Origin of the sequence: Streptomyces sp. NPDC046805 (genome assembly GCF_040645355.1) — a bacterium.
GTDB lineage: Bacteria > Actinomycetota > Actinomycetes > Streptomycetales > Streptomycetaceae > Streptomyces.
Genome location: NZ_JBEYYC010000006.1, coordinates 181,827 through 207,608, shown reverse-complemented (window position 1 = coordinate 207,608; position 25,782 = coordinate 181,827). Strand labels below are relative to the sequence as shown.

Sequence of the window (25,782 nt, the reverse complement as noted above, 5' to 3'; positions counted from 1 at the left end):
GCACCGCTGTCACGGCTCGTTGAGCGGAGCGCCTCCCGCCGCACGGTCCGCCGGGAGGCGTCGACTCGCCTGGTTTCCTTGCGCCATTGGCCCGACCTCTGGCGGCACCTCCATTTCGCGCGGGATGTCTTGACCGCCCCCACCTCTCCTCTTATGGTCACGCTGACCGGCCGGACGTAGGACGTCGTACCTCCCCTCCCCTCTCCTCCCTCTCCCTCATCCACCAGACCTCTTCGCTGGAGGAACCGTGCGCGACGACGTGATCCACGACGTGCCGGCGCCGCACCGCCGGGCGTTTCTGAAGTACACCGGCGCGCTGGGGGCGGCCGCAGCCCTCTCCTCGTCGCTCGCGGCCTGCTCGTCCGGGCCGGAGTCCACCAACGACACCGGCGGCGACGGCCGCGGCAAGGACCGCACCCTGACCGCGGTGATCGGGTACGGCAACGACGGGAGTTGGGACCCGACGCAGACGGCCTCCGCGTTCTGCATGGCCGCCAACAACCACATCTACGAGGGGCTGCTCGACACCGACCCGATCTCGCGCGAGCCGTACGCGGCGCTGGCCACCGAGGTGCCGGCCGATCTCGACGCCACCACCTGGAAGTTCACGCTGCGCCAGGGCGCGACCTTCCACGACGGGAAGCCGGTCACCGCCGACGACGTGGTGTTCGTCTTCGACCGGATCCTGGACCCGAAGACGCAGACCCTCGCGAAGGGGTTCTTCGCGAGCTGGGTGAAGGAGGTCCGCAAGGTCGACGCGCGGAGCGTGGAGCTGGTGCTCAAGTTCCCCTTCCCGGAAGGGGTTTCGCGGCTCACGCTCGCCAAGATCATGCCGCGGCACGTGTTCTCCAGGCCGGGTGCCTGGGACGACGCGATCAAGGGGCTCGCGGTGGGCTCGGGGCCGTACCGCCAGACCGCGCACCACCCGAAGTCGAACACCACCTTCGAGGCGTTCGCCGGCTACAACGGGCCGCGCAGGCCCGCCTTCCGGACGATGAACTGGCTGACCATCGTCGACGCCGCCCCGCGCGTGGCGAAGATCTCCGGGGCCGACGCGGGCGCGCAGATCGCCGACAACATCCCGTACGCCAACATCACCCAGCTGAAGCGGGGCGGGCTCGCGGTCGCGGGCGGGGCCGGGATGAACAACCTGTTCCTGATGTTCAACACCCGGCACAAGCCCTTCGACGACGTGCGGGTCCGGCAGGCGCTGCACTACGCCATCGACACCGGGAAGATGGTCGAGGTGGCCCTCAAGGGGCATGGAAGGCCGTCGAGTTCGTTCCTCGACGAGGGCAACCCCGCCTACCGGCGGGCCAGGACCGTCTACGACTACGACCCCGACAAGGCGAAGGCGCTGCTGAAGGCCGCCGGGGTGACGAACCTGAAGATCGACGTCCTGGCCGTCAACGTCAGTTGGATCGTCGACTGCCTGCCGACCATCAAGGCGTCCTGGGACGCGATCGGCGTGCAGACGACCCTCTCCCCGCAGGAGACGACCGCCGTCTTCACCAAGATGGACCAGAAGCAGGACTACCAGGTCGTCGCCGCCGCCTCCAACCCCAACCAGTTCGGCATCGACGCCGACCTGATCATGCACTACAACTACGGGCCGGCCAACCTCTGGATGCAGTACACCCGTTGGGCCGCCGACCCGGTCGCCAAACAGCTCTTCAAGGACATGGACCGGGCGACCCGGGAGCCGGACCCCGACCGGAAGAAGGCGATGATCCAGGACTACATCGACGTCGTCGCCGAGCAGGCCGTGCTCTACCCGGTCGTCCACAACGAGCTGATGACCGCCTGGAACCCGAGGAAACTCACCGGGATCAGGGCCCAGCCGTATCCCGGGATCAACCTCCTCCAGGCCAAGTGGGTCTGACCGGATGACCGCCGTCGCCAGGATCCTGCTGCGGCGCATCGCCCTGCTCGTGCCGCTGATGCTCGGCATCGTCCTGTTCGTGTTCCTGGTGATGCGGTTCTCCGACGTCGACCCGGCCTCCGCGTTCTTCCAGGGCGCGAACCCCACACCCGAGCAGCTGCACGACTTCCGCGCGCAGAACGGGCTGCTCGACCCGCTCCCCGTCCGCTACGTCCACTTCGTCGGCGATCTGCTCCACGGCGACCTCGGCACCAGCGCGCTGACCCGGGCCCCGGTCGTCGACCAGGTCACCACCGCGCTGCCGCTCACCCTCCAGCTGACCTTCCTGGGTCTCGGCATCGCGGTGGTGCTGGCACTGGCCGGCGGGGTGACGGCGGCGATCCACCGGGACCGGCTGCCCGACCAGGTCATCCGGGTCGTCTCGCTGACCGGGGTCGCCGCGCCCGGCTTCTGGCTGGCGCTGCTGATGATCCAGTACCTGGCGGTGGACCGGGGCTGGTTCCCGACCGGCGGCTACGTCAATCCGGCCGACTCCCTCACCGGCTGGCTGCGCACGATGGTCCTGCCGGCGTTCGCGCTGTCGCTTCCGGTGGCGGCCCAACTGACCCGGATCGTCCGGACGTCGGTGGTGGAGGAGCTGGACAAGGACTACGTACGGACGGCGATCGGCAGCGGGCTGCCGCCGCGGGTGGTGGTGGGGCGCAACGTGCTGCGCAACGCGCTCGTCAACCCGCTGACCGTGCTCGGTCTGCGCGTCGGCTATCTGCTCGGCGGCGCGGTCGTCATCGAGACGATCTTCTCCCTGCCCGGCATGGGCAAGCTGATGATCGACGCCGTCAAGAACGGCGACCCGGCCGTCGTCCAGGGGGTCGTCCTGACGACGGCGACCGGCTTCGTCGTGGTGAACCTCGCCATCGACATCCTCTATCTGCTGGTCAACCCGCGACTGAGGGATGCGGCCGTATGATCACGTCTCCGTACACGCGCACCCGCCTCGTCGCGGCCCTGTCCCGTCCCGGTGTCCGCCTCCGCGGCCTGCGACGGCTGTCCCCGCTGTCCAGGGCCGCCGTCTGCCTGCTGGCCGTGATCGTGCTGACGGCCCTGCTCGCGCCGGTGCTCTCCCCCGACGACCCGCTCGACCAGCAGGTCCCGGTCGACGGCACCGGGCACCCGTCCGCCGCCCACTGGATGGGCCAGGACAGCCTCGGCCGGGACATCCTCAGCCGGCTGATGTACGGCGCCCGCTGGTCCCTCGCCATCGGCCTCGGCGCGACCGCCCTCGCCCTCGTCGTGGGCGCGCTGGTCGGGGCGGTCGCGGCCACCTCCCGCAAGGGGGCGGACGAGACGCTGATGCGCTGTCTGGACGTGGTGATGGCGTTTCCGGGCATCGCGCTGGCCGCCGTGCTCGTCGTCGTGTTCGGCGGTGGCATCACCGTGCTGATCTGCGCGATCGCGTTCGTGTTCACGCCGCCGGTGGCACGGGTCGTACGGGCCAACGTCCTCGACCAGTACGGCGAGGACTATGTGACGGCGGAGCGCGTGATCGGCGCCCGCACCCCGCACATCGTCCTGCGGCACGTGGCGGTCAACTGCGCCGCTCCCGTGCTGGTGTTCTGCACGGTCCAGGTCGCCGAGGCCATCGTCTTCGAGGCGTCGCTGTCCTTCATCGGCGCGGGCGTACGGCCGCCGGACCCGTCCTGGGGCAGCGTCATCGCGGACGGCAAGAACATGGTGCTGACCGGGGGTTGGTGGGCCACGGTCTTCCCCGGGCTGCTGATCCTGGTGACCGTCCTGTCGCTGAACATCCTGTCCGAGGGAGTGTCGGACGCCTGGGCGGCGCCCGCGCCCCGGGAGGTGCGGGTACGCGACGAGGACCGGCTCCAGGCGCCGGAGCCCGGCAGCGGCGAGGTGGTGCGGCTGCCCGGCCTGACGGCGGCGGCCCGGCGGCTGCGGGCACGGGCCCGCCCGCTCCCCGAGGGGCGGCAGCCGGTGCTGGCGGTCGAGAACCTCGCCATCGGCTTCGAGGGACGGCACGGCGGCGTCGACATCGTGGACGGGATCGGATTCGAGGTGCGGCCCGGTGAAGTCCTGGGCCTGGTCGGCGAGTCGGGCTGCGGCAAGACGCTCACGGCGCTGGCCGTCATGGGGCTCGCCCCCAGGGGCGCCCGGATCAGCGGCCACATCCGCTTCGGGCAACGGGACCTGCTCGCCGAGCCGACACGACTGCGGCGCCGGCTCCTCGGCCACGAGATGGCGATGATCTACCAGGACGCCCTCTCCTCCCTGAACCCGGCGATGACCATCCGCGCCCAGCTGAGGCAGCTCGTCCGGCGCGGCGGCCGTCGCGGTCCCGCCGAGCTGCTCACCCTGGTCGGCCTCGACCCCGAACGCACCCTGCGCAGCTACCCGCACGAGCTCTCCGGCGGCCAGCGCCAGCGCGTCCTCATCGCCATGGCCCTCTCCCGCGACCCCAGGCTGATCGTCGCCGACGAGCCGACGACCGCCCTGGACGTGACCGTGCAGGCACAGGTCATCGAGCTGCTGCTGCGGCTGCGCGAGGAGCTGGGCTTCGCGCTGATCCTGGTCTCGCACGACCTGGCACTCGTCGCGGACGTCACCGACCGGGTGGTGGTGATGTACGGCGGCCAGATCGTCGAGACGGGCGTGACCGCCGACCTGGTCCAGGCACCGGCCCACCACTACACGCGCGGGCTGCTGGGCAGCGTGCTGTCCCTGGAGTCGGCGGCGGCCGAGCGGATGACCCAGATCAGGGGCGTCGTCCCGTCGCCGGCCGACTTCCCCGCCGGCTGCCGGTTCGCCGACCGCTGCCCGGCGGCGAGCGAGGTGTGCCGTACGACAGCGCCCGCCCTGACCGGCACGCGCACGCACACGGCGGCCTGCCACCACCCGGCGGTCGACCTGGCGTCCACGGCGGGCGCGGAGAGCGAGGCGGTGACATGAGCGCGCTGGTGGAACTCGCGGACGTCCATGTCGTCCACAAGGCCCGCAGCGGCGGCCTGTTCACCCGGGACCGGGTGTACGCCCTGACCGGCGCCGACCTCACCGTCGCGCCCGGCGAGACCGTCGGCGTGGTCGGCGAGTCCGGCTGCGGCAAGACGACGCTGGCGAAGGTGCTGGTGGGGGTGGAGCGGCCGACGTCCGGCACGGTGTCGGTCCATGGCCGTGACCTGTGGGCCATGCCGGCCGCCGACCGCCGGACGGCCGTCGGGGCCGGCGTCGGCATGGTCTTCCAGGACCCGTCGACCGCGCTGAACCGCCACCTGACCGTACGGCAGGTCCTGCGGGATCCGCTGGACGTCCACCGGCGCGGGGCGAAGGCCCGACGAGACGAGCGGGTACGGGAGTTGATGGCCCTGGTGGGCCTCCCCCGGGCCCTCGCGGACGCACTGCCCGGGCAGCTGTCCGGCGGCCAGCGCCAGCGCGTCGCCATCGCCCGCGCGCTGGCTCTCGACCCCGCCCTGGTGGTGGCGGACGAGCCGACGAGCGCCCTGGACGTGTCGGTCCGCGCCCAGATCCTCAACCTCCTCCTCGACCTCAAGGAACGGCTGGGCCTGGCCCTGGTCTTCGTCTCGCACGACATCCAGACCGTACGGCGCATGAGCGACCGCGTGATCACCATGTACCTGGGCCGGATCGTCGAGGAGACCCCGGCCGGCCGGGTCACCGACCACGCCCGGCACCCGTACACCCGCGCCCTGTTCTCCGCCACGCCCGGGCTGCTCGACCCGATCGACCCGATCCCGCTGACCGGTCCGGTCCCGTCGGCGACCCGGCCCCCGAGCGGCTGCCCGTTCCGCACCCGGTGCTGGCGGGCGAACGAGGCGTGCGCGGCGGCCATGCCGGATTTCTCGGCCGCGTCGCGCCCCGGACACCGCTACCGCTGTCACCATCCTGTGCAGGAGGACCAGTCCACCCGCGACCTCGTACGCCAGAGTCCTGCCAGGGAGCCCTCATGACCGTCCCCGCCCCGCTCACCGGTGTCGTCCCGCCCGTCTGCACGCCCCTGACACCGGACCGCGAGGTGGACGTCCCCTCGCTCCTCAGGCTCGTGGGGCATCTGGTGGAGGCCGGGGTGCACGGGCTGTTCCTGCTCGGCTCGACCTCGGAGGCCGCCTTCCTGACCGACCTGCAGCGCAGGCTGGTGGTGGAGACGGTGGTGAGCCATCTCGGCGGACAGCTCCCGGTGCTGGCCGGGGCCATCGACATGACCACGCCCCGCGTGCTGGACCACGTCCGGGAGGTGACGGCCGCGGGCGCACAGGCGGTCGTCGTCACCGCCCCCTTCTACACCCGGACCCACCCGGCGGAGACCGCCCGCCACTTCCGCCGGGTCGCGGCCGCCAGCCCCGTCCCGGTCCTCGCCTACGACATCCCGGCCGCCGTGCACAGCAAGCTCCCCGCTGCGCTGGTGCTGGAGCTCGCCGCCGAGGGCGTGCTCGCCGGGCTCAAGGACTCCAGCGGGGACCTGGCCGGCTTCCGGGAGGTCGTCACCGGTGCCCGGAGCCGGCCCGACACGGCGGGCTTCAGCCTGCTCACCGGCTCCGAGCTTATCGTCGACTCGGCGCTCGCGCTGGGCGCCGACGGCACGGTGCCGGGCCTGGCCAACGTCGACCCGCACGGCTACGTCCGCCTCTACCGGCTGTGCCGGGCGGGCGACTGGGCCGAGGCCCGCGCCGAACAGGACCGGCTGTGCGCCCTGTTCGGCATGGTGGGCGTCGGGGACCCGGCCCGGATGGGCGGCGGCTCGTCGGCCCTCGGCGCGTTCAAGGCGGCGCTGCGTCTGCGCGGGATCATCGACTGCCCGGCGACGGCCGAGCCGCAGATCCCGCTGTCGGCGGAGGAGGTCGAGCAGGTCGGGAAGTTCCTGGCGGCGGCCGGACTGCTGTGACCCGGCCGCTCCGGGCCCCGGGGAGCGTCAGGACGGCGTGCGCGCCGCCGCCAGCAGCCGGGTCACGTCGTCCGCGCCGATGGTGAGGGCGGCGCCGACGGTGGCGAGGGCGTCGCGTTCGGCGGGGGTGTAGGGGCCGTCGGCGAGGGCGATGCGGGCGCCCTGGAGGAGGATCGACTCGCGGCCGCCGGGGGCGAGGTGCGGGGCGAGCGGGTCGAGCGCCTCGTGGAGCTCTATGGCGAGGCCCGCGCCGTCCGGCTGGTCGAAGAGGCGGCCGGTGTCCGCGGCCAGCGCCTCGACGAGCGCGGCGAGCTGGTCCTCGGTGCAGTCGGCGAATCCGGCCGCGCGGACCGTGCTCGCGGCGGCCTCCAGGGACGTACGGGCACAGGTGCCGCCCGCGGCCAGCACGGCCAGGGCGACGGTGTGCACGGCGTCGCGGAGCATCGCGGAGAAGCGGGAGGTGGTGGGGTGGTCGAGGACGTCGGTGCCGTAGTGGTGGCGGCAGGCCGCGCACTCCACGACCGGGCCGGTCACCCCGCGCGGCAGAACGGGCACGCCGAGGACGGCGAAGCGGCGGCGGCCGGTCAGCCGCTGGTAGTTGCGGTCGCCTCCGCAGCCGGGGCAGAAGAACTCGCCGTCCCCCACGGGTGTCCATGCGGTACGGGTGCCCAGGATGCGTACGACCCTGGCGGAACGGCCGTCTCGTCCCCGTACTGGCAGCACGTCGCACCTCCGTAGCCCCGCGGCAACATCGCCGCGCTGGCGTGATGTTAGCCACATTGTCGATGCGGAGTCAGTACCTCGTACGAGACCTTTCCGTGACCGGGCCGGCCCGACGGCCGAGAAACGAGGGGGCCCTGATCGCCGTACAGGACGATCAGGGCCCTGAAACCCCCGGTCAGTGGGGTCAGCGCGTCGCGCGGTTGACGGCGGAGACGATCGCCTTCAGCGACGCACGCGTCGTGTTCGCGTCGATGCCGATCCCCCAAAGGATCTTGCCGTCGATCGCGCACTCGATGTAGGAGGCGGCCTGCGCGGAGGCGCCCTCGCTCATCGTGTGCTCCTGGTAGTCGAGCAGGCGTACGTCGATGCCGATGGACTGCAGGGCGTCGAAGAAGGCCGAGATCGGACCGTTGCCGGAGCCGGTCAGGACCGTGTCCTCGCCGTCGACCGTGGCCTCGACGGTGAGCGTGTCCACGCCGTCCGTGTCGGTGGTCGACTGGCCCGTCCTGACCTGGACGCGGCCCCACGGGTTCTGCGGGTTGGGCAGGTACTCGTCCTGGAAGACCGCCCAGATGTCGCCGCCGGTGATCTCGCCGCCCTCGGCGTCCGTCTTCGTCTGGATGATCTTCGAGAACTCGATCTGCATCCGGCGGGGCAGCTCCAGCTTGTGGTCGTTCTTCAGGACGTACGCGACACCGCCCTTGCCGGACTGCGAGTTGACCCGGATGACCGCCTCGTAGGAGCGGCCGACGTCCTTCGGGTCGATCGGCAGGTAGGGGACCGCCCACTCGATGTCGTCGACCGTGACGCCCTTGGCCTTCGCGTCGGCCTCCATGGTGTCGAAGCCCTTCTTGATGGCGTCCTGGTGGGAGCCGGAGAAGGACGTGTAGACCAGGTCGCCCACGTACGGGTGGCGCGGGTGGACCTCCATCTGGTTGCAGTACTCCCACGTACGACGGATCTCGTCGATGTCGGAGAAGTCGATCTGCGGGTCGACGCCCTGGGAGAAGAGGTTCATCCCCAGGGTGACCAGGTCGACGTTGCCGGTGCGCTCGCCCTGCCCGAACAGGCAGCCCTCGACGCGGTCGGCACCGGCCATGACGGCCAGCTCGGCGGCGGCCACGGCCGTACCGCGGTCGTTGTGCGGGTGGACGGACAGACAGACGTGCTCGCGGCGGGAGAGCTTGCGGTGCATCCACTCGAAGCGGTCCGCGTGCGTGGAGGGGGTCGAACGCTCGACGGTGGCGGGCAGGTTGAGGATGATCTCCCGCCCCGGACCGGGCTGGTAGACGTCCATGACCGCCTCGCAGACCTCCAGGGCGAAGTCCAGCTCGGTGTCGGTGAAGATCTCGGGCGAGTACTGGTACCCGAACTCGGTCTCGGGGCCGAGCAGTTTCTCGGCGTACTCCATCACCAGGCGGGTGCCGTCCACGGCGATCTGCTTGATGTCGTCCTTGGAGCCGCGGAAGACGACCCGCCGGAAGACCGGGGCGGTGGCGTTGTAGAGATGCACGGTCGCGCGCTTGGCGCCCTTCAGCGACTCCACGGTCCGCTCGATCAGGTCCTCACGGGCCTGGGTCAGCACGGAGATCGTCACGTCGTCGGGGATCGCGCCCTCTTCCTCGATGATCGAGCGCACGAAGTCGAAGTCGGTCTGGCCGGAGGACGGGAAGCCGACCTCGATCTCCTTGTAGCCCATCTTCACGAGCTGGTCGAACATCCGGCGCTTGCGCTCGGGCGACATCGGGTCGATCAGCGCCTGGTTGCCGTCGCGCAGGTCGGTGGAGAGCCAGCGGGGGGCGACGGTGATCCGCTGCTCCGGCCAGGTGCGGTCGGGGATGTCCACCTGCTCGTACCGGCCGTACTTGTGGATCGGCAGGGAACTGGGCTGCTGGCGGTTGGCCATGGTGCGAGGCTCCTCAGGGTGTCCGTGGGACGGAGGGTGTCCGGTGGGACGGCCGACGACACAACACCAAGCGCCGCGGGGAGGGGGTCGGCCTCGACTACAGGCCCTCGCCGCGGCAGCTAAGGAGAAGCAGCCCGAAACGCATGATGTTCCGCATGCTAGCCGAGCCGTCCCGGGCGCGGACGGCCGTATCACTATGCGGGACCAGGAGAACGCACCCATAGCATCCGGCGACGCCGGGCGATCCTCTTGTCCTGGTATTTCACCAATCACGGTTGCGGGTAGTGACAGATTGATAACTCAGTGCAATGGTGCGAGGTATGACGACCAACGGGGGCTTCGAGCCCGTCTTCTGCACCATCGTGCCGCCCCACCTCCTCGACAAGCTCGCCCGCGACGGCGACTCCGCCCTGGCCGACTCCGCACGCCGGACCCTGGAGCGCGACGCCTTCGAGCGCACCCGTCGCCGGCTGACCACGGTCATCGGCGCCCCGGCCGTCGCCGCGCCCGCCGGGGCCGCCGCCGACCGGCCGCACCGCACCATCTACGACGCCGGGCACCATCAGGACCTCCCCGGCAAGAAGGTGCGCGCCGAGGGCTCCAAGCCCAGCAAGGACGCCACCGTCAACCGCGCCTACGCGGGCCTCGGCGCCACGTTCGAGCTGTATCTGAAGGCGTACGGCCGCAACTCCATCGACGGCGACGGGCTGCCGCTGGACGCCAGCGTGCACTTCGGCGAGAAGTACGACAACGCCTTCTGGAACGGCAATCAGATGGTGTTCGGCGACGGGGACGACGAGATCTTCCTCGACTTCACCATCCCGGTCGACGTCATCGGCCACGAGCTGACCCACGGCGTCACCCAGTACACGGCGAACCTCGCCTACTTCGGACAGTCGGGCGCCCTCAACGAGTCGATCTCGGACGTCTTCGGCTCGCTGATCAAGCAGTACGCGCTGGGCCAGACCGCGGCCCAGGCCGACTGGCTGATCGGCGCCGGCCTGCTCGCCCCGCGCGTCACCGGCACCGCGCTGCGCTCCATGAAGGCCCCGGGCACGGCGTACGACGACGACGTCCTCGGCAAGGACCCGCAGCCCGCGACGATGGACGACTACGTCAGGACGGGCCGCGACAACGGCGGCGTGCACATCAACTCCGGCATCCCCAACCACGCCTTCTACCTGGCCGCCACCGACCTCGGCGGCAACGCCTGGGAGCGGGCGGGGCAGATCTGGTACGACGTGCTGACCGGCGGCAAACTCACGTCGGACGCGGACTTCGCGCAGTTCGCGCGCCTGACGACCGAGGCGGCCAAGGAGCGCTACGGAGACGGCGACGAGCTCCAGGCCATGCTGAAGGCCTGGTCGCAGGTGGGCGTGCCGACGTCGTAGCACGCCGGGGTGCGGTCCAGCGCCGTGTAGCGCGACCGGATCGGTCCGTACTAGACAGGACTCATGCGAATTCAGGTGACGCGCACGGGTGGTTTCGCGGGCATCGAGCGCCGTGCCGAGGTGGACACCTCGGGACGGCCCGACGCGCACGCATGGCAGACCCTGGCCGAACAGGCACTGGCCACCGGCCAGGGCACGCCGCCCACGGGCGTGCCCGACGGCTTCCACTACGAGATCACGGTGGACGGCAGGACGGTGTACGCGGCCGACCCGAAACTCACGACGGAGCAGCGCAGCCTGGTGTCACGGGTACTGAAGGAGGGGGCTTAGGCCCTCGACTCCGTTCCTAGAAGCCGAGCTTGCGCAGCTGCTTCGGGTCCCGCTGCCAGTCCTTGGCGACCTTCACGTGCAGGTCCAGGAAGACCGGCGTGCCCAGCAGCGCCTCGATGTGCTTGCGGGACTTGATGCCGACCTCCTTCAGGCGCTTGCCCTTGGGGCCGATGATGATGCCCTTCTGGCTGGGGCGCTCGATGTAGACGTTGGCGTGGATGTCGAGCAGCGGCTTGTCCGCCGGGCGGTCCTCGCGCGGGAGCATCTCCTCGACGACCACCGCGATGGAGTGCGGCAGTTCGTCGCGCACGCCCTCCAGCGCCGCCTCGCGGATCAGCTCGGCGATCATGACCTGCTCGGGTTCGTCCGTGAGGTCACCCTCGGGGTAGAGGGCCGGGCCCTCGGGCAGCAGCGGGACGATCAGGTCGGCCAGCAGGCCCACCTGCTTGTCGCCGACCGCCGACACCGGCACGATCTCCGCCCACTCGAAGCCCAGCTCCTTGCCCAGCTGGTCGATGGCGATCAGCTGCTCGGCGAGGGTCTTGGAGTCCACCAGGTCGGACTTCGTGACGATCGCGACCTTGGGGGTCTTCTTGATCCCGGCCAGCTCCTTGGCGATGAAGCGGTCGCCGGGGCCGATCTTCTCGTTCGCCGGCAGGCAGAAGCCGATCACGTCGACCTCGGCCCACGTCGTGCGCACGACGTCGTTCAGCCGCTCGCCGAGCAGCGTGCGCGGCTTGTGCAGACCGGGGGTGTCGACCAGGATCAGCTGGGCGTCGGGCCGGTGCACGATGCCCCGAACCGTGTGCCGCGTCGTCTGCGGCTGGTTCGCGGTGATCGCCACCTTCTGCCCGACCAGAGCGTTCGTGAGGGTGGACTTGCCCGCGTTGGGGCGGCCCACGAAGCAGGCGAAGCCGGCACGGTGGGCGGCCTCGGCCGACTGCTCGGATGACTGGGTACGAACGCTCATGGTGACCATTCTCCCTGATCCTCGGGAGCGCGCCGCACAACCACCCGGCCGTACCCCGCACCGTGAGCTTCCGGAAACCCCCACGCAACGAAACGTCACCGAAACACACCCGTACGCGACCGGAAACGCGCACCGGTGAATCTCTGACGAGCCCCCACACCGTTGGAGACACCCGTGCCCCTCGCCGCCGCGCACGCCGCTCACGTCGACACCGGCGACACTGCCTGGCTGCTCGCCGCCACCGCCCTCGTCCTGCTGATGACGCCGGGTCTCGCCCTCTTCTACGGCGGCATGGTCCGCACGAAGAGCGTGCTCAACATGCTGATGATGAGCTTCGTGTCGATCGCCCTGGTGACGGTCGTCTGGCTGGCGGCCGGCTACTCCCTCGCCTTCGGCGGCGACACCTTCGCCGGTCTCATCGGCGGCCTCGGCCACGCGGGCATGAGCGGCATCGGCCCCGGCAGCGTGCAGGGCACGGTCCCCACCCTCCTCTTCGCCACCTTCCAGCTCACCTTCGCGATCATCACCGCCGCGCTCATCAGCGGTGCCGTCGCCGACCGGGCGAGGTTCGGCGCGTGGCTGGTCTTCGTGCCGGTCTGGGCGCTGCTCGTCTACGTCCCCGTCGCCCACTGGGTCTGGGGTCCCGGCGGCTGGATCCTGCACCATCTCGGCGCCCTCGACTTCGCCGGCGGTCTCCCCGTCGAGATCACCTCCGGCGCCTCCGGTCTCGCCCTGTGCCTGGTGCTCGGCCCGCGGCTCGGCTTCAAGAAGGACGCGATGCGCCCGCACAACCTGCCGATGGTGGTGCTCGGCGCGGGCCTGCTCTGGTTCGGCTGGTTCGGCTTCAATGCGGGCTCCGCGCTGGGTGCAAGCGGCCTCGCGGCCGCCGCGTTCCTCAACACCCTCGCCGCCGGCTGCACCGGCCTGCTCGGCTGGCTCTTCGTCGAGCAGAAGCGCGACGGCCACCCCACCACCCTGGGCGCCGCCTCCGGCGCGGTCGCGGGCCTCGTGGCCATCACGCCGTCCTGCGGCTCGGTCTCGCTGCTCGGCGCCCTGGTCGTCGGTCTCGCCGCGGGCGTCGTCTGCTCGTACGCCGTGAGCTGGAAGTTCAAGCTGAACTACGACGACTCGCTCGACGTCGTCGGCGTCCACCTGGTCGGCGGGATCGTCGGCACCCTGCTCATCGGCCTGTTCGCGGTCAAGGAGATGACCGGCGGCCCGGAGGGGCTGCTGTACGGCGGCGGCATCGGCCAGCTCGGCAAGCAGCTGCTGGCCGTCATGGTCGTCGCGGGGTACGCGTTCGCCGTCACGTACGGCATCGGCAAACTGCTCGACAAGACGATGGGCTTCCGCGCGAGCGAGGAGGAGGAGCGGGAGGGACTGGACCTTACGGTGCACGCCGAGACGGCCTACGATCACGGGGTCCTGGGCCACGGCGCCCCGGTCGCCCACTCCGCACTCCCCACCGCGCAGAAGGTCAAGGCACAGGGATGAAGCTCATCACCGCGATCGTCAAGCCGTACCGCCTCGACGAGGTCAAGACCGCCCTGCAGGAGCTCGGCGTGCACGGCCTGACCGTGACCGAGGCCAGCGGGTACGGCCGTCAGCACGGCCACACCGAGGTGTACCGCGGCGCCGAGTACCGGGTCGACCTGGTGCCCAAGGTCCGCATCGAGGTCGTCGTCGAGGACGCCGACGCGGAGGCGGTCATCGAGGCGATCGTGAAGGCCGCGCACACGGGGAAGATCGGGGACGGCAAGGTGTGGGCCGTGCCCGTCGAGACGGTCGTCCGGGTGCGCACGGGAGAGCGCGGCCCCGACGCGCTCTGACCCACCGCACCCGGCTCTTCCCAGCCGTCGGTCAGCCGGCGGAGACCGTCAGCCGCACGGCGCCGTCCGGCCCGGCCACGAGCACCGGCGTCGCGGCCCCGCCCAGGTCCCGTACCGCTGCCAGATCCTCCGCGTCGGCGGCCTCGGCCTCGGTGACGACCGCCGCCGCCTCCAGCGACTTCGCCCCGGACGCCACCGCCATCGCGACCGCGGTCCGCAGGGCGCTCAACTTCAGCGAGTCGAGGGCCACGGTCCCCGCGACATACGTACGTCCCGTCTCGTCCCGTACGGCCGCGCCCTCGGGCACACCGTTGCGGGCCCGTGCGGAACGGGCCAGGGTGACGATCTTGCGGTCCTCGGGGTCAAGCGCGTTGCTCTCGGTCATGATCCGAGCATACGGAGCGGCCGTCCGCCGCGGCCGGTCAGGGGCACACCCCGTCAGGGGCGGTCCAGGCGGAGCCGGTCGGCGCGCGGCAGACCGGCGACGACCAGGTCGTAGGAGTCCTCGATGAGCTCCCGGACCAGCCGGTCCGGGAGCTCGCCGTCGGCCGTGACCGTGTTCCAGTGCCGCTTGTTCATGTGGTACCCGGGGATGATCAGCCCCTCGTGCTCGCTCCGCAGCCGGATCGCGTCCTCCGGGTCGCACTTGAGGTTGACCGTCAGCGGGCGCGCGCCGAGGTCCGACAGGGCGAACAGCTTGCCTCGGACCTTGAAGACCGAGGTCTGCGGATTGAAGGGGAAGTCCTCCACGGCCGCATTGAACGACAGGCAAAAGGCGCGCAGTTGCTGCGGGGTCACTCCGCCCCGGCCTCCTTCACCTCGTCCTTCGGCGCGGCCGGGACGGGCGGGTCCGTCTTGCCCAGCGGCTCCACCAGCACGGTCACGATCTTGTTCCGGCGGCCGGCCGCGGCCTCGGCGGTGAGCCGCAGTTCGCGTCCGTCCGGCAGCTCCACCAGCGCCGAGGCCCCGGCGATCGGCACCCGTCCCAGGGCCTTGGCCAGCAGGCCGCCGACGGTCTCCACGTCCTCGTCGTCGTAGCTCTCCAGGCCGTACAGCTCGCCGAGGTCGGTGATGTCGAGGCGGGCGGTGACCCGGTAGCGGTCGTCGCCGAGCTCCTCCACGGGCGGGAGTTCACGGTCGTACTCGTCGGTGATCTCGCCGACGATCTCCTCGAGGATGTCCTCGATGGTGACGATGCCGGCCGTGCCGCCGTACTCGTCGATGACGACGGCGACGTGGTTGCGCTCCTTCTGCATCTCGCGCAGCAGGTCGCCGGCGTTCTTGGTGTCGGGCACGAAGAACGCGGGCCGCATGGCCGTGGACACCAGGTCGTTCTCGGCGTCGCGGCTGATGTGCGTCTTGCGGACCAGGTCCTTCAGATACACGACCCCCACGATGTCGTCCTCGCTCTCGCCGGTGACCGGGATGCGCGAGAAACCGGACCGCAGGGCGAGCGTGAGGGCCTGACGGATCGTCTTGTAGCGCTCGATGACGACCAGGTCGGTCCTCGGGACCATGACCTCGCGCACGAGGGTGTCGCCGAGCTCGAAGACCGAGTGCACCATGCGGCGCTCCTCGTCCTCGATCAGCGACTCCTTCTCCGCGAGGTCGACCATCGCGCGCAGCTCGGCCTCGGAGGCGAACGGACCGCGGCGGAAGCCCTTGCCGGGGGTCAGCGCGTTGCCGATGAGGATGAGCAGCGACGGGACGGGCCCCATGATCCGGGCGAGCGGCAGCAGGACGTACGCGGCCGCCGTCGCCGTGCTCAGCGGGTGCTGGCGGCCGATGGTGCGCGGTGAGACGCCGACGGCGACGTACGACACCAGGACCATGACGCCGATGGCGGCGAGCAGGGCCTGGGTGGTGCCGTCGATCTCCTGCAGGCAGGCGTAGGTGACCAGGGCCGCGGCGGCCATCTCGCAGGCGACGCGCACCAGCAGCGCCACGTTGAGATAGCGGGTCGGGTCGGCGGCGACCTGCGCCAGTTTGGCGCTGCCGCGCCGGCCCGACTTCACGGCCTCCTCGGCGCGGAAGCTGGAGACGCGCGCGATGCCCGCCTCGGCGCAGGCGGCGAGCCAGGCGACGACGATCAGGGCGATCGCGCCGACGACGATCTGCGGACTCATACGACGACGACCCTCTTACGAGACCGTCGGCGCCGGGGACGGGCCGGTCAGGCCCTTCTCCGCGCGCCAGCCGTCCACGATGGCCGCCTGCAGGCCGAACATCTCGGCCTTCTCGTCCGGCTCCTCGTGGTCGTACCCGAGCAGGTGCAGCACGCCGTGGACGGTGAGGAGCTGGAGCTCCTCGTCCATGGAGTGCCCCGTGGGCGCCTCCGCCCCCTGCTTGGTGGCGACCTCCGGGCACAGCACGATGTCGCCGAGGAGTCCCTGCGGGGGCTCCTCCTCGTCCTTGGCCGGCGGACGCAGCTCGTCCATCGGGAAGGACATGACATCCGTCGGCCCGGGCAGGTCCATCCACTGGATGTGCAGCTGCTCCATGGCGTCGGCGTCCACGACGATCACCGAGAGCTCGGAGAGCGGGTGGATGCGCATCCGCGCGAGCGCGTAGCGGGCGATGTCGAGGATCGCCTGCTCGTCGACCTCGGTTCCGGACTCGTTGTTGACGTCGATCGACATGGTCGTGCTGGTCTACTTCCCCTTGTGTCCGGCCTTGCCGCGGCCGTGTCCCTTGTGGGTGCCGTTCTCGGTGCCCTGCTGGCTGTCGTACTGCTCGTACGCGTCGACGATACGGCCCACCAGCTTGTGCCGGACGACATCCTGCGACGACAGCCGCGAGAAGTGGACGTCGTCGAGGCCCTCGAGGATCTCCTGCACCTGCCGCAGACCGGACTTGGTGCCGTTCGGCAGGTCGACCTGCGTCACGTCACCGGTGATGACGATCTTCGAGTCGAAGCCGAGGCGGGTGAGGAACATCTTCATCTGCTCGGGGCTGGTGTTCTGGGCCTCGTCGAGAATGATGAAGGCGTCATTGAGCGTACGACCGCGCATATATGCCAGCGGGGCCACCTCGATCGTGCCCGCCGCCATCAGCCGCGGGATCGAGTCCGGGTCCAGCATGTCGTGCAGCGCGTCGTACAGCGGGCGCAGGTACGGGTCGATCTTCTCGTAGAGCGTGCCGGGCAGGAAGCCCAGGCGCTCGCCGGCCTCGACCGCGGGGCGGGTCAGGATGATGCGGTTGACCTGCTTGGACTGCAGGGCCTGGACCGCCTTGGCCATGGCCAGGTAGGTCTTGCCGGTGCCGGCGGGGCCGATGCCGAAGACGATCGTGTGCTTGTCGATCGCGTCGACGTAGCGCTTCTGGTTGAGCGTCTTGGGGCGGATCGTGCGGCCGCGCGAGGACAGGATGTTCTGCGTCAGCACCTGGGCCGGAGTCTCCTCGGGGCCCTCCCCGTTCTCGCTCGCCTTGAGCATGGCGATCGAGCGTTCCACTGCGTCCTCCGTCATCGGCTGCCCCGTGCGGAGCACCAGCATCATCTCGTCGAACACGCGCTGGATGAGGGCGACTTCACGGGCATCGCCGACCGCGCTGATGTCATTGCCCCGGACGTGGATGTCGGCCCCCGGGAAGGCCTTCTCGATCACGCGCAGAAGGGAGTCGCCGGACCCCAGCACGGTGACCATCGGGTGCTGGGCGGGGACCGTGAACTGTGCTCTCGCCTGCTCCTGCGCGGAGGTGTGAGCTGTGGGTGTCTGAGTCATGGGCCGGCTCTGTAGGCCTGCGGTTCCTCCTCGTCACGGCCGCGTCGCTGAGGGCGGCCTCGCGGTTCAAGGGTACGACGGTGGGGTGACAACGCCGTAGGGCTTTTCCACACCTCCGTGCAGGGCATCCACGTCGTGCGCCCGCCCTCACGCCGACCGCCGGAACCCGATCGTCGGCACCGCTCGCCGCAGTGGCCAGGGCCGTACCTGCTCCTCCGGTACCAGGTCCGCCAGGAACGCGTACCGGCGCAGCGCCGCCGGGTCCTGTCCGGTGACGGACTGCACCTTCCGCCACCAGGCGCCGATCTCCGACCATCCGGGGGCCGACAGCGAGCCGCCGAACTCCTGGACGGACAGCGCGGCCGTCAGTCCCGCGAAGGCCAGCCGGTCCGCCAGCGGCCAGCCGGCCAGCGTGCCGGTGACGAAGCCCGCCACGAACACGTCCCCGGCCCCGGTCGGGTCGAGGGCCTCGACGGCGATCGCGGGCACCTCGGCGGCCTCCCCGGTCCGGCGGTCCACGGCGTACGCGCCCTCCGCGCCCAGGGTCACCACCGCCACCGGCACATGCCGGGTCAGCGCGTGCGCCGCCGTGCGCGGGCAGTCGGTGCCGGTGTAGCGCATGGCCTCCTCGGCGTTCGGCAGGAAGGCCTCGCAGTGCTCCAGGTCGGGCAGCGCCGCCAGGTCCCAGGCGCCCGTGTCGTCCCAGCCGACGTCGGCGAAGACGCGGGTTCCCTCGCTCGCGGCGTGGGCGATCCAGTGGGCGCTCACACCCGGTGTCAGGGAGGCGACGGCGGCACGCGCGCGGGGCGGGCAGGCCGGCGCCGGTTCCTCGGGGGGCGGCTCGTGGCCGTGCGAGACCATCGTCCGCTCCCCCTCGTACGCCATCGAGACGGTGACCGGCGAGTGCCAGCCGGGCACCATGCGCGACGGGGACAGGTCGATGCCCTCGCCCCGCTTCAGCGCGTCCCAGCAGTACTCGCCGTAGTGGTCGTCGCCGAAGGCCGCGGCGAGGGAGGTCTTCAGGCCGAGGCGGGCCAGAGCGGTGGCCATGTTCGCCACGCCTCCCGGGCTCGACCCCATGCCCCGGGCCCAGGACTCCGTCCCGCGCACCGGGGCGCAGTCGAGCCCGGTGAAGATGATGTCCAGGAAGACGGTGCCCGTGAGGTAGACGTCCCAGGGCGGGTCGTCCACCGTGCGCAGGGCGTCCAGGGGGTCGATGTGGGTCTGGTCCTGGCGGGGCGGCGCCTCCAGGACGTACTCCGGCCCCTGAAGTGCGTGTGTCGGCTTCTCTCCGGCGGCATCGGACGCGGTCACGGTGCGCTCCCTGACGTGGTGCGGATCCGGCCAGTGTGCATCCGGCCTACGAGAACGTGTACGCCTCGACCTCGGCGAGATACCGCGCCCTGCGCTCCTCGTCGTCCTCCAGGAAGGAGGCGAGGAAGGAGTTGCGGGCCAGCTCGCGCATCTGCTCCTTGGTCAGCCCGAGGGCGTCGCGCACGGCGTGGTAGTTGTCGGCGACGTAACCGCCGAAGTAGGCCGGGTCGTCGGAGTTGACCGTGCAGAGCAGACCGGCGTCGATCATCGCGGGCAGCGGATGCTCGGCCAGGACGTCGACGGCGCGCAACCGCACGTTGGACAGCGGGCAGAGGGTGAGCGGGATGCGCTCGCGCACCAGCCGCTCGACCAGGGCCGGGTCCTCCAGGCAGCGCAGGCCGTGGTCGACGCGCTCGACGCCGAGCACGTCGAGGGCCTCGGTGATGTACTCCGGCGGCCCCTCCTCACCGGCGTGCGCCACGCGCCGCAGTCCGAGCGCGGCGGCGGCCTCGTAGACCTCGCGGAACTTCACCGGCGGGTGGCCGACCTCGGCCGAGTCCAGGCCGACGCCGGTGATGCGGTCCAGGTAGGGCTTGGCCGCCTCCAGAGTCTGAAGCGCCGACTCGGCGGACTCGTCGCGCAGGAAGCACAGGATCAGCTTGGTGGAGACGCCGTGGTTCTCCCCGCTGCTACCGAGCGCCCGCCACAGCCCCTCGACGACCGTGCCCATCGGCACACCCCGCGCGAGGTGGGCCTGCGGGTCGAAGAAGATCTCCGCGTGCCGCACGCCCTGCGCGGCGGCGCGGGCGAGGTAGGCGTTCGCGAGGTCCTCGAAGTCCTGCTCGGTGCGCAGGACGGCCATGAGCTCGTAGTACAGGTTCAGGAAGGACTGGAGGTCCTCGAACTGGTACGCCTTGCGCAGTTCGTCGGTGTCCGCGTACGGCAGCTTCACGCCGTTGCGCTCGGCCAGCCGGAACGCCAGCTCGGGCTCCAGGGTGCCTTCGATGTGGAGGTGCAGTTCTGCTTTGGGGAGGGGCATCAAAGCATCGTACGGGCGTTTTACCGACGCTTCGGTACCGGCACTCGCTGCAGGTCGTACGCCACCGTCAGCTCGCCCTCGAAGCCGGCCGCCCGCGCCTGCCGCTCGAACTCGGCCGGATCGGAGTAGCGCTGACTGAAGTGGGTGAGGACGAGGTGGCGCACCCCGGCGTCCCGGGCCACCGCGCCCGCCTGCCAGGCCGTCAAGTGACCGTACTCGTCTGCGATTTCGAGGTCCTCGTCGAGGAAGGTGGACTCGATGACGAGCATGTCGCTGCCCTCGGCGAGCGCGTGCACCCCGTCACACAGCCTCGTGTCCATGACGAACGCGAACCGCTGCCCGCGCCGCACCTCGCTGACCTCGTCGAGAGTCACGCCCCCGAGCGCCCCCTCGCGCTGGATCCGGCCGACGTCGGGGCCCTTGATGCCGTGCGCGGCGAGCCGTTCGGGCAGCATGCGGCGCCCGTCGGGCTCCACGAGCCGGTAGCCGTAGGACTCGACGGGGTGGGACAGCTTCCTGGCCTCCAGGGTGTACGACGGGGTCACCGCGAGGTCGCCGTCGGCGTCGACCGGGGCTTGGGTGAGCGCGACCGTCTCGCGGTAGGCGGTCGCGTACCGCAGCCGGTCGAAGAAGCGCTGCCCGGAGCGCGGGTAGTGGGCGGTGATCTCGTGCGGCACCCTGTCCAGGTTGATCCGCTGGATGACACCGGCCAGGCCCAGCGAGTGGTCGCCGTGGAAGTGCGTGACGCAGATCCGGTTCAGGTCGTGCGCGGCGGCCCCGGCACGCAGCATCTGGCGCTGCGTGCCCTCGCCGGGGTCGAAGAGGATTCCCTCGCCGTCCCAGCGCAGCAGGTAGCCGTTGTGGTTGCGGTGCCGGGTGGGAACCTGGCTGGCGGTGCCGAGGACCACCAGTTCACGGACGGACACGGCGACTTACCCGGGGGGCCACTGCATGCCGCGGCCGCCGAGGACGTGCGCGTGGGCGTGCCAGACGGTCTGGCCGGCACCGCTGCCGGTGTTGAAGACGAGGCGGTAGCTCTCCAGCTTGTCCTCGTCGGCGACCTCCCGCGCCTCGCGCAGTATGTCGGCGGCGACGGCCGGTTCGGCGGCGGCGAGTTCGGCCGCGTCCCGGTAGTGCACCTTCGGGATCACCAGGACGTGGGTGGGTGCCTGGGGGTTGATGTCCCGGAAGGCGACGGTCGTCTCCGTCTCACGGACGATGGTCGCCGGGATCTGTCCTGCGACGATCTTGCAGAACAGGCAGTCCTCCTGCGGCTCCCCTGCCATCAGGCCTCCTCACACTGGATGATCCGGTACGGGTGCATGGTAGCGAGGGTGAGGGGAAACCAGCCCGTCCGGTGTGCGCGGAACCCCCGCACGGTCACGGCAACTCGGGCGGCGTCTTCGCCGGCGTCGACTCCAGCGAGGCCAGCGCCAGCGAGATCGCCTCGTCCAGCTGTGTGTCCCGGTCCGCCGCCCAGTCCTGCGGTCGCATCACCACCTCGACGTCGGGGTCCACCCCGTGGTTCTCCACGTCCCAGCCGTAACCCTCCAGCCAGGTGGCGTACTTGGGCTGGGTGACCTGTGTGCCGTCGACCAGCCGGTACCGGTAGTCGATGCCGATCACACCGCCCCATGTGCGCGTGCCGACCACCGGCCCGATGCCCAGGGCGCGGATCGCCGCGTTGACGATGTCGCCGTCGGAGCCGGAGAACTCGTTGGCGACGGCGACCACGGGCCCGCGGGGCGCGTCCCGCGGGTAGCTGGCGGGCCGCAGCCCGCGCGGCACGTCCCAGCCGACGATCCGCCGGGCCAGCTTCTCCACGACGAGTTGGGAGGTGTGCCCGCCGCGGTTCTCCCGGACGTCGACGACGAGTCCCTCACGGGCGACCTCGATGTGCAGGTCGCGGTGGATCTGGGCCCAGCCGGGGGCCTGCATGTCGGGCACGTGGAGGTAGCCGAGCCGGCCGCCGGAGCGCTCGTGGACGTAGGACCGCCGGCCGGCGACCCACGCGTGGTAGCGCAGGGGCTCCTCGTCGGCGACGGGCACCACCACCGTGTGGCGCAGGTCGCCGCCACCGGCGGGCGAGACGGTCAGCTCGACCGGCTTTCCGGCGGTGCCGACGAGCAGCGGACCCGGTCCGGTCACGGGGTCGACCGGGTGCCCGGCGACCGCCACGATCGCGTCCCCGGCGCGCACCGCGACACCGGGCGCGGCGAGGGGGGCGCGGGCGTTGGGGTCGGAGGTCTCCGAGGGCAGGATGCGCTCGATGCGCCAACTGCCGTCCGGGTGGCGGGAGATGTCGGCGCCGAGCAGGCCCTGCCGGGCCCCGTCACCGTATGGGCCGCGCGGCTGGACATAGGCGTGCGAGGTGCCGAGTTCGCCCTGCACCTCCCACAGCAGGTCGACCAGGTCGTCGTGGGTAGCGACGCGCGCGAGGACGGGGCGGTAGCGGTCGAGGACGCCGTCCCAGTCGACGCCGCCCAGGTCGGGCCGCCAGAACTGGTCGCGCATGATGCGCCCGGCCTCGTCGTACATCTGGCGCCACTCGGCAGCCGGGTCGACGCTCTGCCGCACCCGGGTGAGGTCGACCGTGACGCTCGTGTCGCCGTCGTCGTCGGGGGCGGCCCGGCGGTCGCCGGGTACGACCCTGAGCCGGCCGTCGGCCCACAGCAGGACGCGCTTGCCGTCGCCGCTGACCTCGAAGTGGTCGGCGTCGGCGGCGAGATGCTCCACCCGTCGCTGGGCGAGGTCGTAGCGCTCCAGCTCTGTCTTGGGGTCCGGGTCGTCGGGGGTGGCGCGGGAGGCGCCGAGGACGCCGCGCACCGGGTGCCGCAGCCACAGCACGCCGTCCTTGGCGGCGCGCAGGTTGGAATAGCGGGCGGCCTCGACCGGGAAGGGCACGATCCGGTCGGCGAGGCCCTCCAGGTCGACGCGGGTCGCGGGGGTGCCCTCGCTGTCGGGGGTCTCGTCCCGGTCGGGTGTCTCGAAGGGGCGGCCGTGGCGCTGCGGGCCGAACGGCGAGGGCGTGGTCGCGGCCAGGGTGATCAGGTGCGGGCGGTCGCCGACCACGAAGGCCAGGTCGAAGACGTGCTCGTCGTAGACCGGGTCGAAGGAGCGGGTCGACAGGAAGACGAGGTGCTTGCCGTCGTGGGTGAAGGCGGGCGCGTAGTCCTGGAAGCGCAGCGGGGTCGCCTCGGTGACCGACAGGTCGGTGGTGTGGGCGATGCGGAGCTGGGACAGGGGGCGCGGGCCGGGGTGCGCCCAGGCGAGCCACGCCGAGTCGGGGGAGAAGACCGGCCCGGAGACGTTGCCGTCCTCGCTGCGGTCGACCTCGCGCACCTCGCCGGTCTCCCGTTCGACGAGCAGCAGCCGTCCGTCGTGCGCGGCGACGGCGGCCCGGCTGCCGTCGGGTGCCATGGCCAGGGCGAGCACCCGGCCGAGCTGTCCGGCGGCGAGGCGTCTGGGGATCGCGCCGGGGGCGAGGCCGGTCGCCGGGGCGAACTCCAGGGCGTCGTCGCCCTCGGCGTCCGTCACCCACACCACCCATTCCTCGCCGTCGGCGCGGAAGGTGCGCGGCAGCCGGGCCCGGACGTCGGGCCGGGCGGCGAGCGCGCGGGCGGGTCCGGAGCGGTGGGTGACCCAGTGGACGGCGCCGCGCACACAGACCGCGCTGCCGCGCGCGGTGTGGCCGGGGGACGCTGCCCCGAACCAGCGTGCCGCGTCCACCGGGTACGGCTGCAGGTCGACGCGCGATCCGCCCAGCCGGATGTCGAGCCGCCGGGGCTCGGCGCCCTCCAGGTCGTCGAGCAGCCACAGTTCACCGGCGCTCGTGTACACGACACGGTGGCCGTCGGTAGCGGCGTGCCGGGCGTAGAAGCCGTCGAGGGGGGTGTGGCGGCGCAGGTCGGATCCGTCGGCGAGCGAGGAGTAGACGGCGCCGGTGCCCTCGTGGTCGGACAGGAAGCCGATCCTCCCCCAAGATCTCGGCTCCGCTCGATCAGGGGGGACCATCCCCACCCACATCGGGTACTCGATGTTCCCGTCCAGCTCCTCGTGCAGCCGTACGAACTCCCCGGATATCCCGGCACCTTCACCGTCGCGGACGTCCCTGTCGATCCACAACTTGCCCGCCGTACCGCCCCGGTAGCGCTTCCACCAGGCGGCCTCGCAGCCCATCGGCGCGGACAGCAGGACCGTGGACGGCCCGAACGCGACGTCGCCGACGGGCCCGTAGGGCAGGGTGGTCGCGGGGCCGCCGTCGAGCGGGACGGCGTGCGCCCAGGTACGACGCAGGCTGGGCTGGCCCTGGGCGCTCAGCGCGAGGACCTCTCCGTCGGGGGTCCAGCCGCACACCCGGGTGCCCCAACTCCCCCAGTACGTCAGCCGATTGGCGGGTCCGCCGGTCACCGGCGCGATGTGCACCTCGGGGGCGCCGTCGCGGGTGGAGGTCCAGGCGACGGTCGTGCCGTCGGGTGAGATGCGGGGCTGGGTCACGGGCACGTTGTCGGCGCTGACCCGCCAGGCCCGGCCGCCGTCGAGGGGCGCGAGCCACACGTCGTCCTCGGCGGTGAAGGCGACCAAGTCGCCGTGCAGATGCGGGAATCGGAGATACGAGGCCGACCCCGTCGCACCCGACGCCCCGGCCGAACCCGTCGCTGTGGCCCCAGTCATCCGGTCACCCTACGCACCGAACCGCGCCCGTGGACCCGGTTCCGATCACTTGCCCTCGACCGGCCAGCACTGGGGATCACCCTTGCACCAGACGGTCCGGGTGACGGTCACGGTGACGGTGGGTCCGGGCTGCCCTCCGCCCGGAGGCCGGTGGGTGGCGGGCGGGCTGAAGCCCGGGCCGGGGGTCGCGTCGCAGTTGCCGAGGCCCCGGACGTGGAACCACTCCTTGCCGCCCACCTCGGCGGTCAGATCGCCGCGCACGCACGCCCCGCCGACGGCCCGGGTGACCTTGCCGGTGACGGTGATCTTGCGCCCGTCCTTGGTCTGCCCCTGGCAGTCGACGGAGACGGCGGCCGTCTCGGAGGGCGACGGCGTACGTGTGGAAGTGGCGGCCCTGCCGTAGTCGCCGGTGCAGCTGAGCCAGCGCACGTCGACATGCTTCCGCTGAAGCTCCGCCGTCGCGGTCCGGTCGGTGGTGTACGCCACCGTCACGGAGTTCACATCCCCCGCCTTGCAGCCCGCGAGCGTGCCGACGGCCAGCACGCCGATCCCCGCCACGGCCGCCGCCCGCGTCCCGCGCGACCGGCGCCGAATGCACCTCGATGCCCCCATACAGGGCAGCGTGCCACCGACCCGAGCGGGGCGGTAGGGCACATACGGCCACTCACGCGTTCGGGCGCATCACCCTCGCGTGGCATCAGCCGCGCAGCAGCAGCCACTCCTGGAGCTCCACGAGGTTGCCCTCCGGGTCCTTGAGATGGGCGACGCGCATGCGGTCCGTCAGCGGGGCCGGGCCGTGCACGAGGACGCCGCCGCGCGTGGCGATCTGCTCGCAGTAGGCGTCGAGGTCGTCGACGCGCAGCACGACCAGCGAGCGGTGCCCGGTCGCCGTGTCGCCGAGTTCACCGAGCAGCTCGGCCATCATCGCCCGGTCCTGCAGGGCGATGCCCGCGGAGCCGGCGGCGGGACTGAACTTCTCGTACGGCCCCTCGGTCGCGCCGGACTGCGGCCTCAGGCCGAGGATCTCGGCGTAGAAGCGGTAGCAGGCGGGGAAGTCGGTGACGAGCAGGCGGACTTGGGCGAGTTCCATGAG

24 protein-coding genes are annotated in these 25,782 nt (G+C 71.5%); 9 read left to right on the top strand and 15 right to left on the bottom strand.

Features of this window, described 5'->3' with window-relative positions; genetic code table 11:
* Positions 1 to 247: 247 nt before the first annotated feature.
* Genes ABZ910_RS09700 through ABZ910_RS09680 form a run of 5 tightly spaced genes read left to right on the top strand, consistent with a single transcriptional unit; the run spans position 248 to position 6,791 of the window.
* On the top strand, positions 248 to 1,882 hold the full coding sequence (locus tag ABZ910_RS09700; protein WP_361361366.1) for an ABC transporter substrate-binding protein: 1,635 nt from the start codon (positions 248 to 250) through the stop codon (positions 1,880 to 1,882).
* 4 nt (positions 1,883 to 1,886) lie between these two features.
* Positions 1,887 to 2,849, top strand: a complete 963-nt coding sequence (locus ABZ910_RS09695) for an ABC transporter permease (RefSeq protein ID WP_361361364.1) — start codon at positions 1,887 to 1,889, stop codon at positions 2,847 to 2,849.
* Positions 2,846 to 4,843, top strand: a complete 1,998-nt coding sequence (locus ABZ910_RS09690) for a dipeptide/oligopeptide/nickel ABC transporter permease/ATP-binding protein (RefSeq protein WP_361361362.1) — start codon at positions 2,846 to 2,848, stop codon at positions 4,841 to 4,843. The genes ABZ910_RS09695 and ABZ910_RS09690 overlap by 4 nt, the downstream gene beginning before the upstream one ends.
* Entirely contained in the window at positions 4,840 to 5,859 is a 1,020-nt protein-coding gene (locus tag ABZ910_RS09685; protein WP_361361360.1) for an ABC transporter ATP-binding protein, read from the top strand. The genes ABZ910_RS09690 and ABZ910_RS09685 overlap by 4 nt, the downstream gene beginning before the upstream one ends.
* Positions 5,856 to 6,791, top strand: a complete 936-nt coding sequence (locus ABZ910_RS09680; RefSeq protein ID WP_361361358.1) for a dihydrodipicolinate synthase family protein — start codon at positions 5,856 to 5,858, stop codon at positions 6,789 to 6,791. The genes ABZ910_RS09685 and ABZ910_RS09680 overlap by 4 nt, the downstream gene beginning before the upstream one ends.
* Before the next feature lie 27 nt (positions 6,792 to 6,818).
* Here the strand turns inward: ABZ910_RS09680 and ABZ910_RS09675 are convergent, their stop codons facing one another.
* Positions 6,819 to 7,514, bottom strand: a complete 696-nt coding sequence (locus ABZ910_RS09675) for a TerB family tellurite resistance protein (RefSeq protein ID WP_361361356.1) — start codon at positions 7,512 to 7,514, stop codon at positions 6,819 to 6,821.
* Positions 7,515 to 7,698: 184 nt separating this feature from the next.
* Positions 7,699 to 9,420 carry a 2-isopropylmalate synthase gene (gene leuA / locus ABZ910_RS09670; RefSeq protein WP_361361354.1) on the bottom strand — a complete coding sequence of 574 codons (1,722 nt, stop codon included), beginning with the start codon at positions 9,418 to 9,420 and terminating at the stop codon, positions 7,699 to 7,701.
* 320 nt (positions 9,421 to 9,740) lie between these two features.
* Between leuA and ABZ910_RS09665 the strand changes: the two genes are divergently transcribed.
* Together ABZ910_RS09665 and ABZ910_RS09660 are read left to right on the top strand one after the other, a co-directional pair.
* Positions 9,741 to 10,811, top strand: a complete 1,071-nt coding sequence (locus ABZ910_RS09665) for a M4 family metallopeptidase (RefSeq protein WP_361361352.1) — start codon at positions 9,741 to 9,743, stop codon at positions 10,809 to 10,811.
* A gap of 63 nt (positions 10,812 to 10,874) precedes the next feature.
* Positions 10,875 to 11,141 (top strand): protealysin inhibitor emfourin, encoded by a 267-nt coding sequence (locus ABZ910_RS09660; RefSeq protein ID WP_361361350.1) that lies wholly within the window; start codon positions 10,875 to 10,877, stop codon positions 11,139 to 11,141.
* 16 nt (positions 11,142 to 11,157) lie between these two features.
* Here ABZ910_RS09660 and era read toward each other — a convergent pair whose 3' ends face one another.
* On the bottom strand, positions 11,158 to 12,120 hold the full coding sequence (era, locus tag ABZ910_RS09655) for a GTPase Era (RefSeq protein ID WP_361361348.1): 963 nt from the start codon (positions 12,118 to 12,120) through the stop codon (positions 11,158 to 11,160).
* 165 nt (positions 12,121 to 12,285) lie between these two features.
* On the opposite strand from era, the gene ABZ910_RS09650 reads away from it, so the two are divergent.
* Both ABZ910_RS09650 and ABZ910_RS09645 read left to right on the top strand, forming a co-directional pair.
* Positions 12,286 to 13,605, top strand: a complete 1,320-nt coding sequence (locus tag ABZ910_RS09650; RefSeq protein WP_361361346.1) for an ammonium transporter — start codon at positions 12,286 to 12,288, stop codon at positions 13,603 to 13,605.
* Positions 13,602 to 13,940, top strand: a complete 339-nt coding sequence (locus ABZ910_RS09645) for a P-II family nitrogen regulator (protein WP_361361344.1) — start codon at positions 13,602 to 13,604, stop codon at positions 13,938 to 13,940. The genes ABZ910_RS09650 and ABZ910_RS09645 overlap by 4 nt, the downstream gene beginning before the upstream one ends.
* Positions 13,941 to 13,971: 31 nt before the next feature.
* On the opposite strand, the gene ABZ910_RS09640 is transcribed toward ABZ910_RS09645, so the two are convergent.
* From ABZ910_RS09640 to ABZ910_RS09585, 12 genes are all read right to left on the bottom strand, one after another.
* Positions 13,972 to 14,325 (bottom strand): cytidine deaminase, encoded by a 354-nt coding sequence (locus tag ABZ910_RS09640; RefSeq protein WP_361361342.1) that lies wholly within the window; start codon positions 14,323 to 14,325, stop codon positions 13,972 to 13,974.
* Between the two features lie 53 nt (positions 14,326 to 14,378).
* Positions 14,379 to 14,738: an MmcQ/YjbR family DNA-binding protein gene (locus ABZ910_RS09635; RefSeq protein WP_361361340.1), complete on the bottom strand. Its 360-nt coding sequence runs from the start codon at positions 14,736 to 14,738 to the stop codon at positions 14,379 to 14,381.
* The gene (locus ABZ910_RS09630; protein WP_361361338.1) at positions 14,735 to 16,066 is read right to left on the bottom strand and encodes a hemolysin family protein; all 1,332 of its coding nucleotides are present in this window, start codon (positions 16,064 to 16,066) and stop codon (positions 14,735 to 14,737) included. The genes ABZ910_RS09635 and ABZ910_RS09630 overlap by 4 nt, the downstream gene beginning before the upstream one ends.
* Positions 16,067 to 16,081: 15 nt before the next feature.
* Positions 16,082 to 16,579, bottom strand: coding sequence for an rRNA maturation RNase YbeY (ybeY, locus tag ABZ910_RS09625; protein ID WP_361361336.1), 498 nt, complete (start codon positions 16,577 to 16,579; stop codon positions 16,082 to 16,084).
* Positions 16,580 to 16,591: 12 nt separating this feature from the next.
* Positions 16,592 to 17,662 (bottom strand): PhoH family protein, encoded by a 1,071-nt coding sequence (locus ABZ910_RS09620; protein ID WP_361361334.1) that lies wholly within the window; start codon positions 17,660 to 17,662, stop codon positions 16,592 to 16,594.
* A gap of 147 nt (positions 17,663 to 17,809) precedes the next feature.
* Entirely contained in the window at positions 17,810 to 18,913 is a 1,104-nt protein-coding gene (locus ABZ910_RS09615; protein ID WP_361361438.1) for a PfkB family carbohydrate kinase, read from the bottom strand.
* A gap of 109 nt (positions 18,914 to 19,022) precedes the next feature.
* Complete coding sequence (locus ABZ910_RS09610) at positions 19,023 to 20,015, bottom strand: adenosine deaminase (protein ID WP_361361332.1); 993 nt, start codon at positions 20,013 to 20,015, stop codon at positions 19,023 to 19,025.
* A 20-nt stretch (positions 20,016 to 20,035) separates the two neighbouring features.
* On the bottom strand, positions 20,036 to 20,941 hold the full coding sequence (locus ABZ910_RS09605; RefSeq protein WP_361361330.1) for a ribonuclease Z: 906 nt from the start codon (positions 20,939 to 20,941) through the stop codon (positions 20,036 to 20,038).
* Positions 20,942 to 20,947: 6 nt separating this feature from the next.
* Positions 20,948 to 21,301: a histidine triad nucleotide-binding protein gene (locus tag ABZ910_RS09600; RefSeq protein WP_361361328.1), complete on the bottom strand. Its 354-nt coding sequence runs from the start codon at positions 21,299 to 21,301 to the stop codon at positions 20,948 to 20,950.
* A 94-nt stretch (positions 21,302 to 21,395) separates the two neighbouring features.
* A complete protein-coding gene (locus ABZ910_RS09595) occupies positions 21,396 to 24,689 on the bottom strand; it encodes a PDZ domain-containing protein (RefSeq protein WP_361361326.1) in 3,294 nt (1,097 codons plus the stop codon).
* Between the two features lie 45 nt (positions 24,690 to 24,734).
* A complete protein-coding gene (locus ABZ910_RS09590) occupies positions 24,735 to 25,301 on the bottom strand; it encodes a hypothetical protein (protein WP_361361324.1) in 567 nt (188 codons plus the stop codon).
* Positions 25,302 to 25,386: 85 nt separating this feature from the next.
* Positions 25,387 to 25,779 carry a VOC family protein gene (locus ABZ910_RS09585; RefSeq protein ID WP_361361322.1) on the bottom strand — a complete coding sequence of 131 codons (393 nt, stop codon included), beginning with the start codon at positions 25,777 to 25,779 and terminating at the stop codon, positions 25,387 to 25,389.
* Positions 25,780 to 25,782: the final 3 nt, after the last annotated feature.

What these genes read in the sequence shown, in the direction of transcription:
- ABZ910_RS09695 (WP_361361364.1), top strand. Translation starts at nt 1,887, where the DNA reads ATGACCGCCGTCGCCAGGATCCTGCTGCGGCGCATCGCCCTGCTCGTG.
- ABZ910_RS09690 (WP_361361362.1), top strand. Translation starts at nt 2,846, where the DNA reads ATGATCACGTCTCCGTACACGCGCACCCGCCTCGTCGCGGCCCTGTCC.
- ABZ910_RS09685 (WP_361361360.1), top strand. Translation starts at nt 4,840, where the DNA reads ATGAGCGCGCTGGTGGAACTCGCGGACGTCCATGTCGTCCACAAGGCC.
- ABZ910_RS09680 (WP_361361358.1), top strand. Translation starts at nt 5,856, where the DNA reads ATGACCGTCCCCGCCCCGCTCACCGGTGTCGTCCCGCCCGTCTGCACG.
- leuA (WP_361361354.1), bottom strand. Translation starts at nt 9,420, where the DNA reads ATGGCCAACCGCCAGCAGCCCAGTTCCCTGCCGATCCACAAGTACGGC.
- ABZ910_RS09665 (WP_361361352.1), top strand. Translation starts at nt 9,741, where the DNA reads ATGACGACCAACGGGGGCTTCGAGCCCGTCTTCTGCACCATCGTGCCG.
- ABZ910_RS09660 (WP_361361350.1), top strand. Translation starts at nt 10,875, where the DNA reads ATGCGAATTCAGGTGACGCGCACGGGTGGTTTCGCGGGCATCGAGCGC.
- era (WP_361361348.1), bottom strand. Translation starts at nt 12,120, where the DNA reads ATGGTCACCATGAGCGTTCGTACCCAGTCATCCGAGCAGTCGGCCGAG.
- ABZ910_RS09645 (WP_361361344.1), top strand. Translation starts at nt 13,602, where the DNA reads ATGAAGCTCATCACCGCGATCGTCAAGCCGTACCGCCTCGACGAGGTC.
- ABZ910_RS09640 (WP_361361342.1), bottom strand. Translation starts at nt 14,325, where the DNA reads ATGACCGAGAGCAACGCGCTTGACCCCGAGGACCGCAAGATCGTCACC.
- ABZ910_RS09630 (WP_361361338.1), bottom strand. Translation starts at nt 16,066, where the DNA reads ATGAGTCCGCAGATCGTCGTCGGCGCGATCGCCCTGATCGTCGTCGCC.
- ybeY (WP_361361336.1), bottom strand. Translation starts at nt 16,579, where the DNA reads ATGTCGATCGACGTCAACAACGAGTCCGGAACCGAGGTCGACGAGCAG.
- ABZ910_RS09620 (WP_361361334.1), bottom strand. Translation starts at nt 17,662, where the DNA reads ATGACTCAGACACCCACAGCTCACACCTCCGCGCAGGAGCAGGCGAGA.
- ABZ910_RS09610 (WP_361361332.1), bottom strand. Translation starts at nt 20,015, where the DNA reads ATGCCCCTCCCCAAAGCAGAACTGCACCTCCACATCGAAGGCACCCTG.
- ABZ910_RS09600 (WP_361361328.1), bottom strand. Translation starts at nt 21,301, where the DNA reads ATGGCAGGGGAGCCGCAGGAGGACTGCCTGTTCTGCAAGATCGTCGCA.
- ABZ910_RS09595 (WP_361361326.1), bottom strand. Translation starts at nt 24,689, where the DNA reads ATGACTGGGGCCACAGCGACGGGTTCGGCCGGGGCGTCGGGTGCGACG.
- ABZ910_RS09590 (WP_361361324.1), bottom strand. Translation starts at nt 25,301, where the DNA reads ATGGGGGCATCGAGGTGCATTCGGCGCCGGTCGCGCGGGACGCGGGCG.
- ABZ910_RS09585 (WP_361361322.1), bottom strand. Translation starts at nt 25,779, where the DNA reads ATGGAACTCGCCCAAGTCCGCCTGCTCGTCACCGACTTCCCCGCCTGC.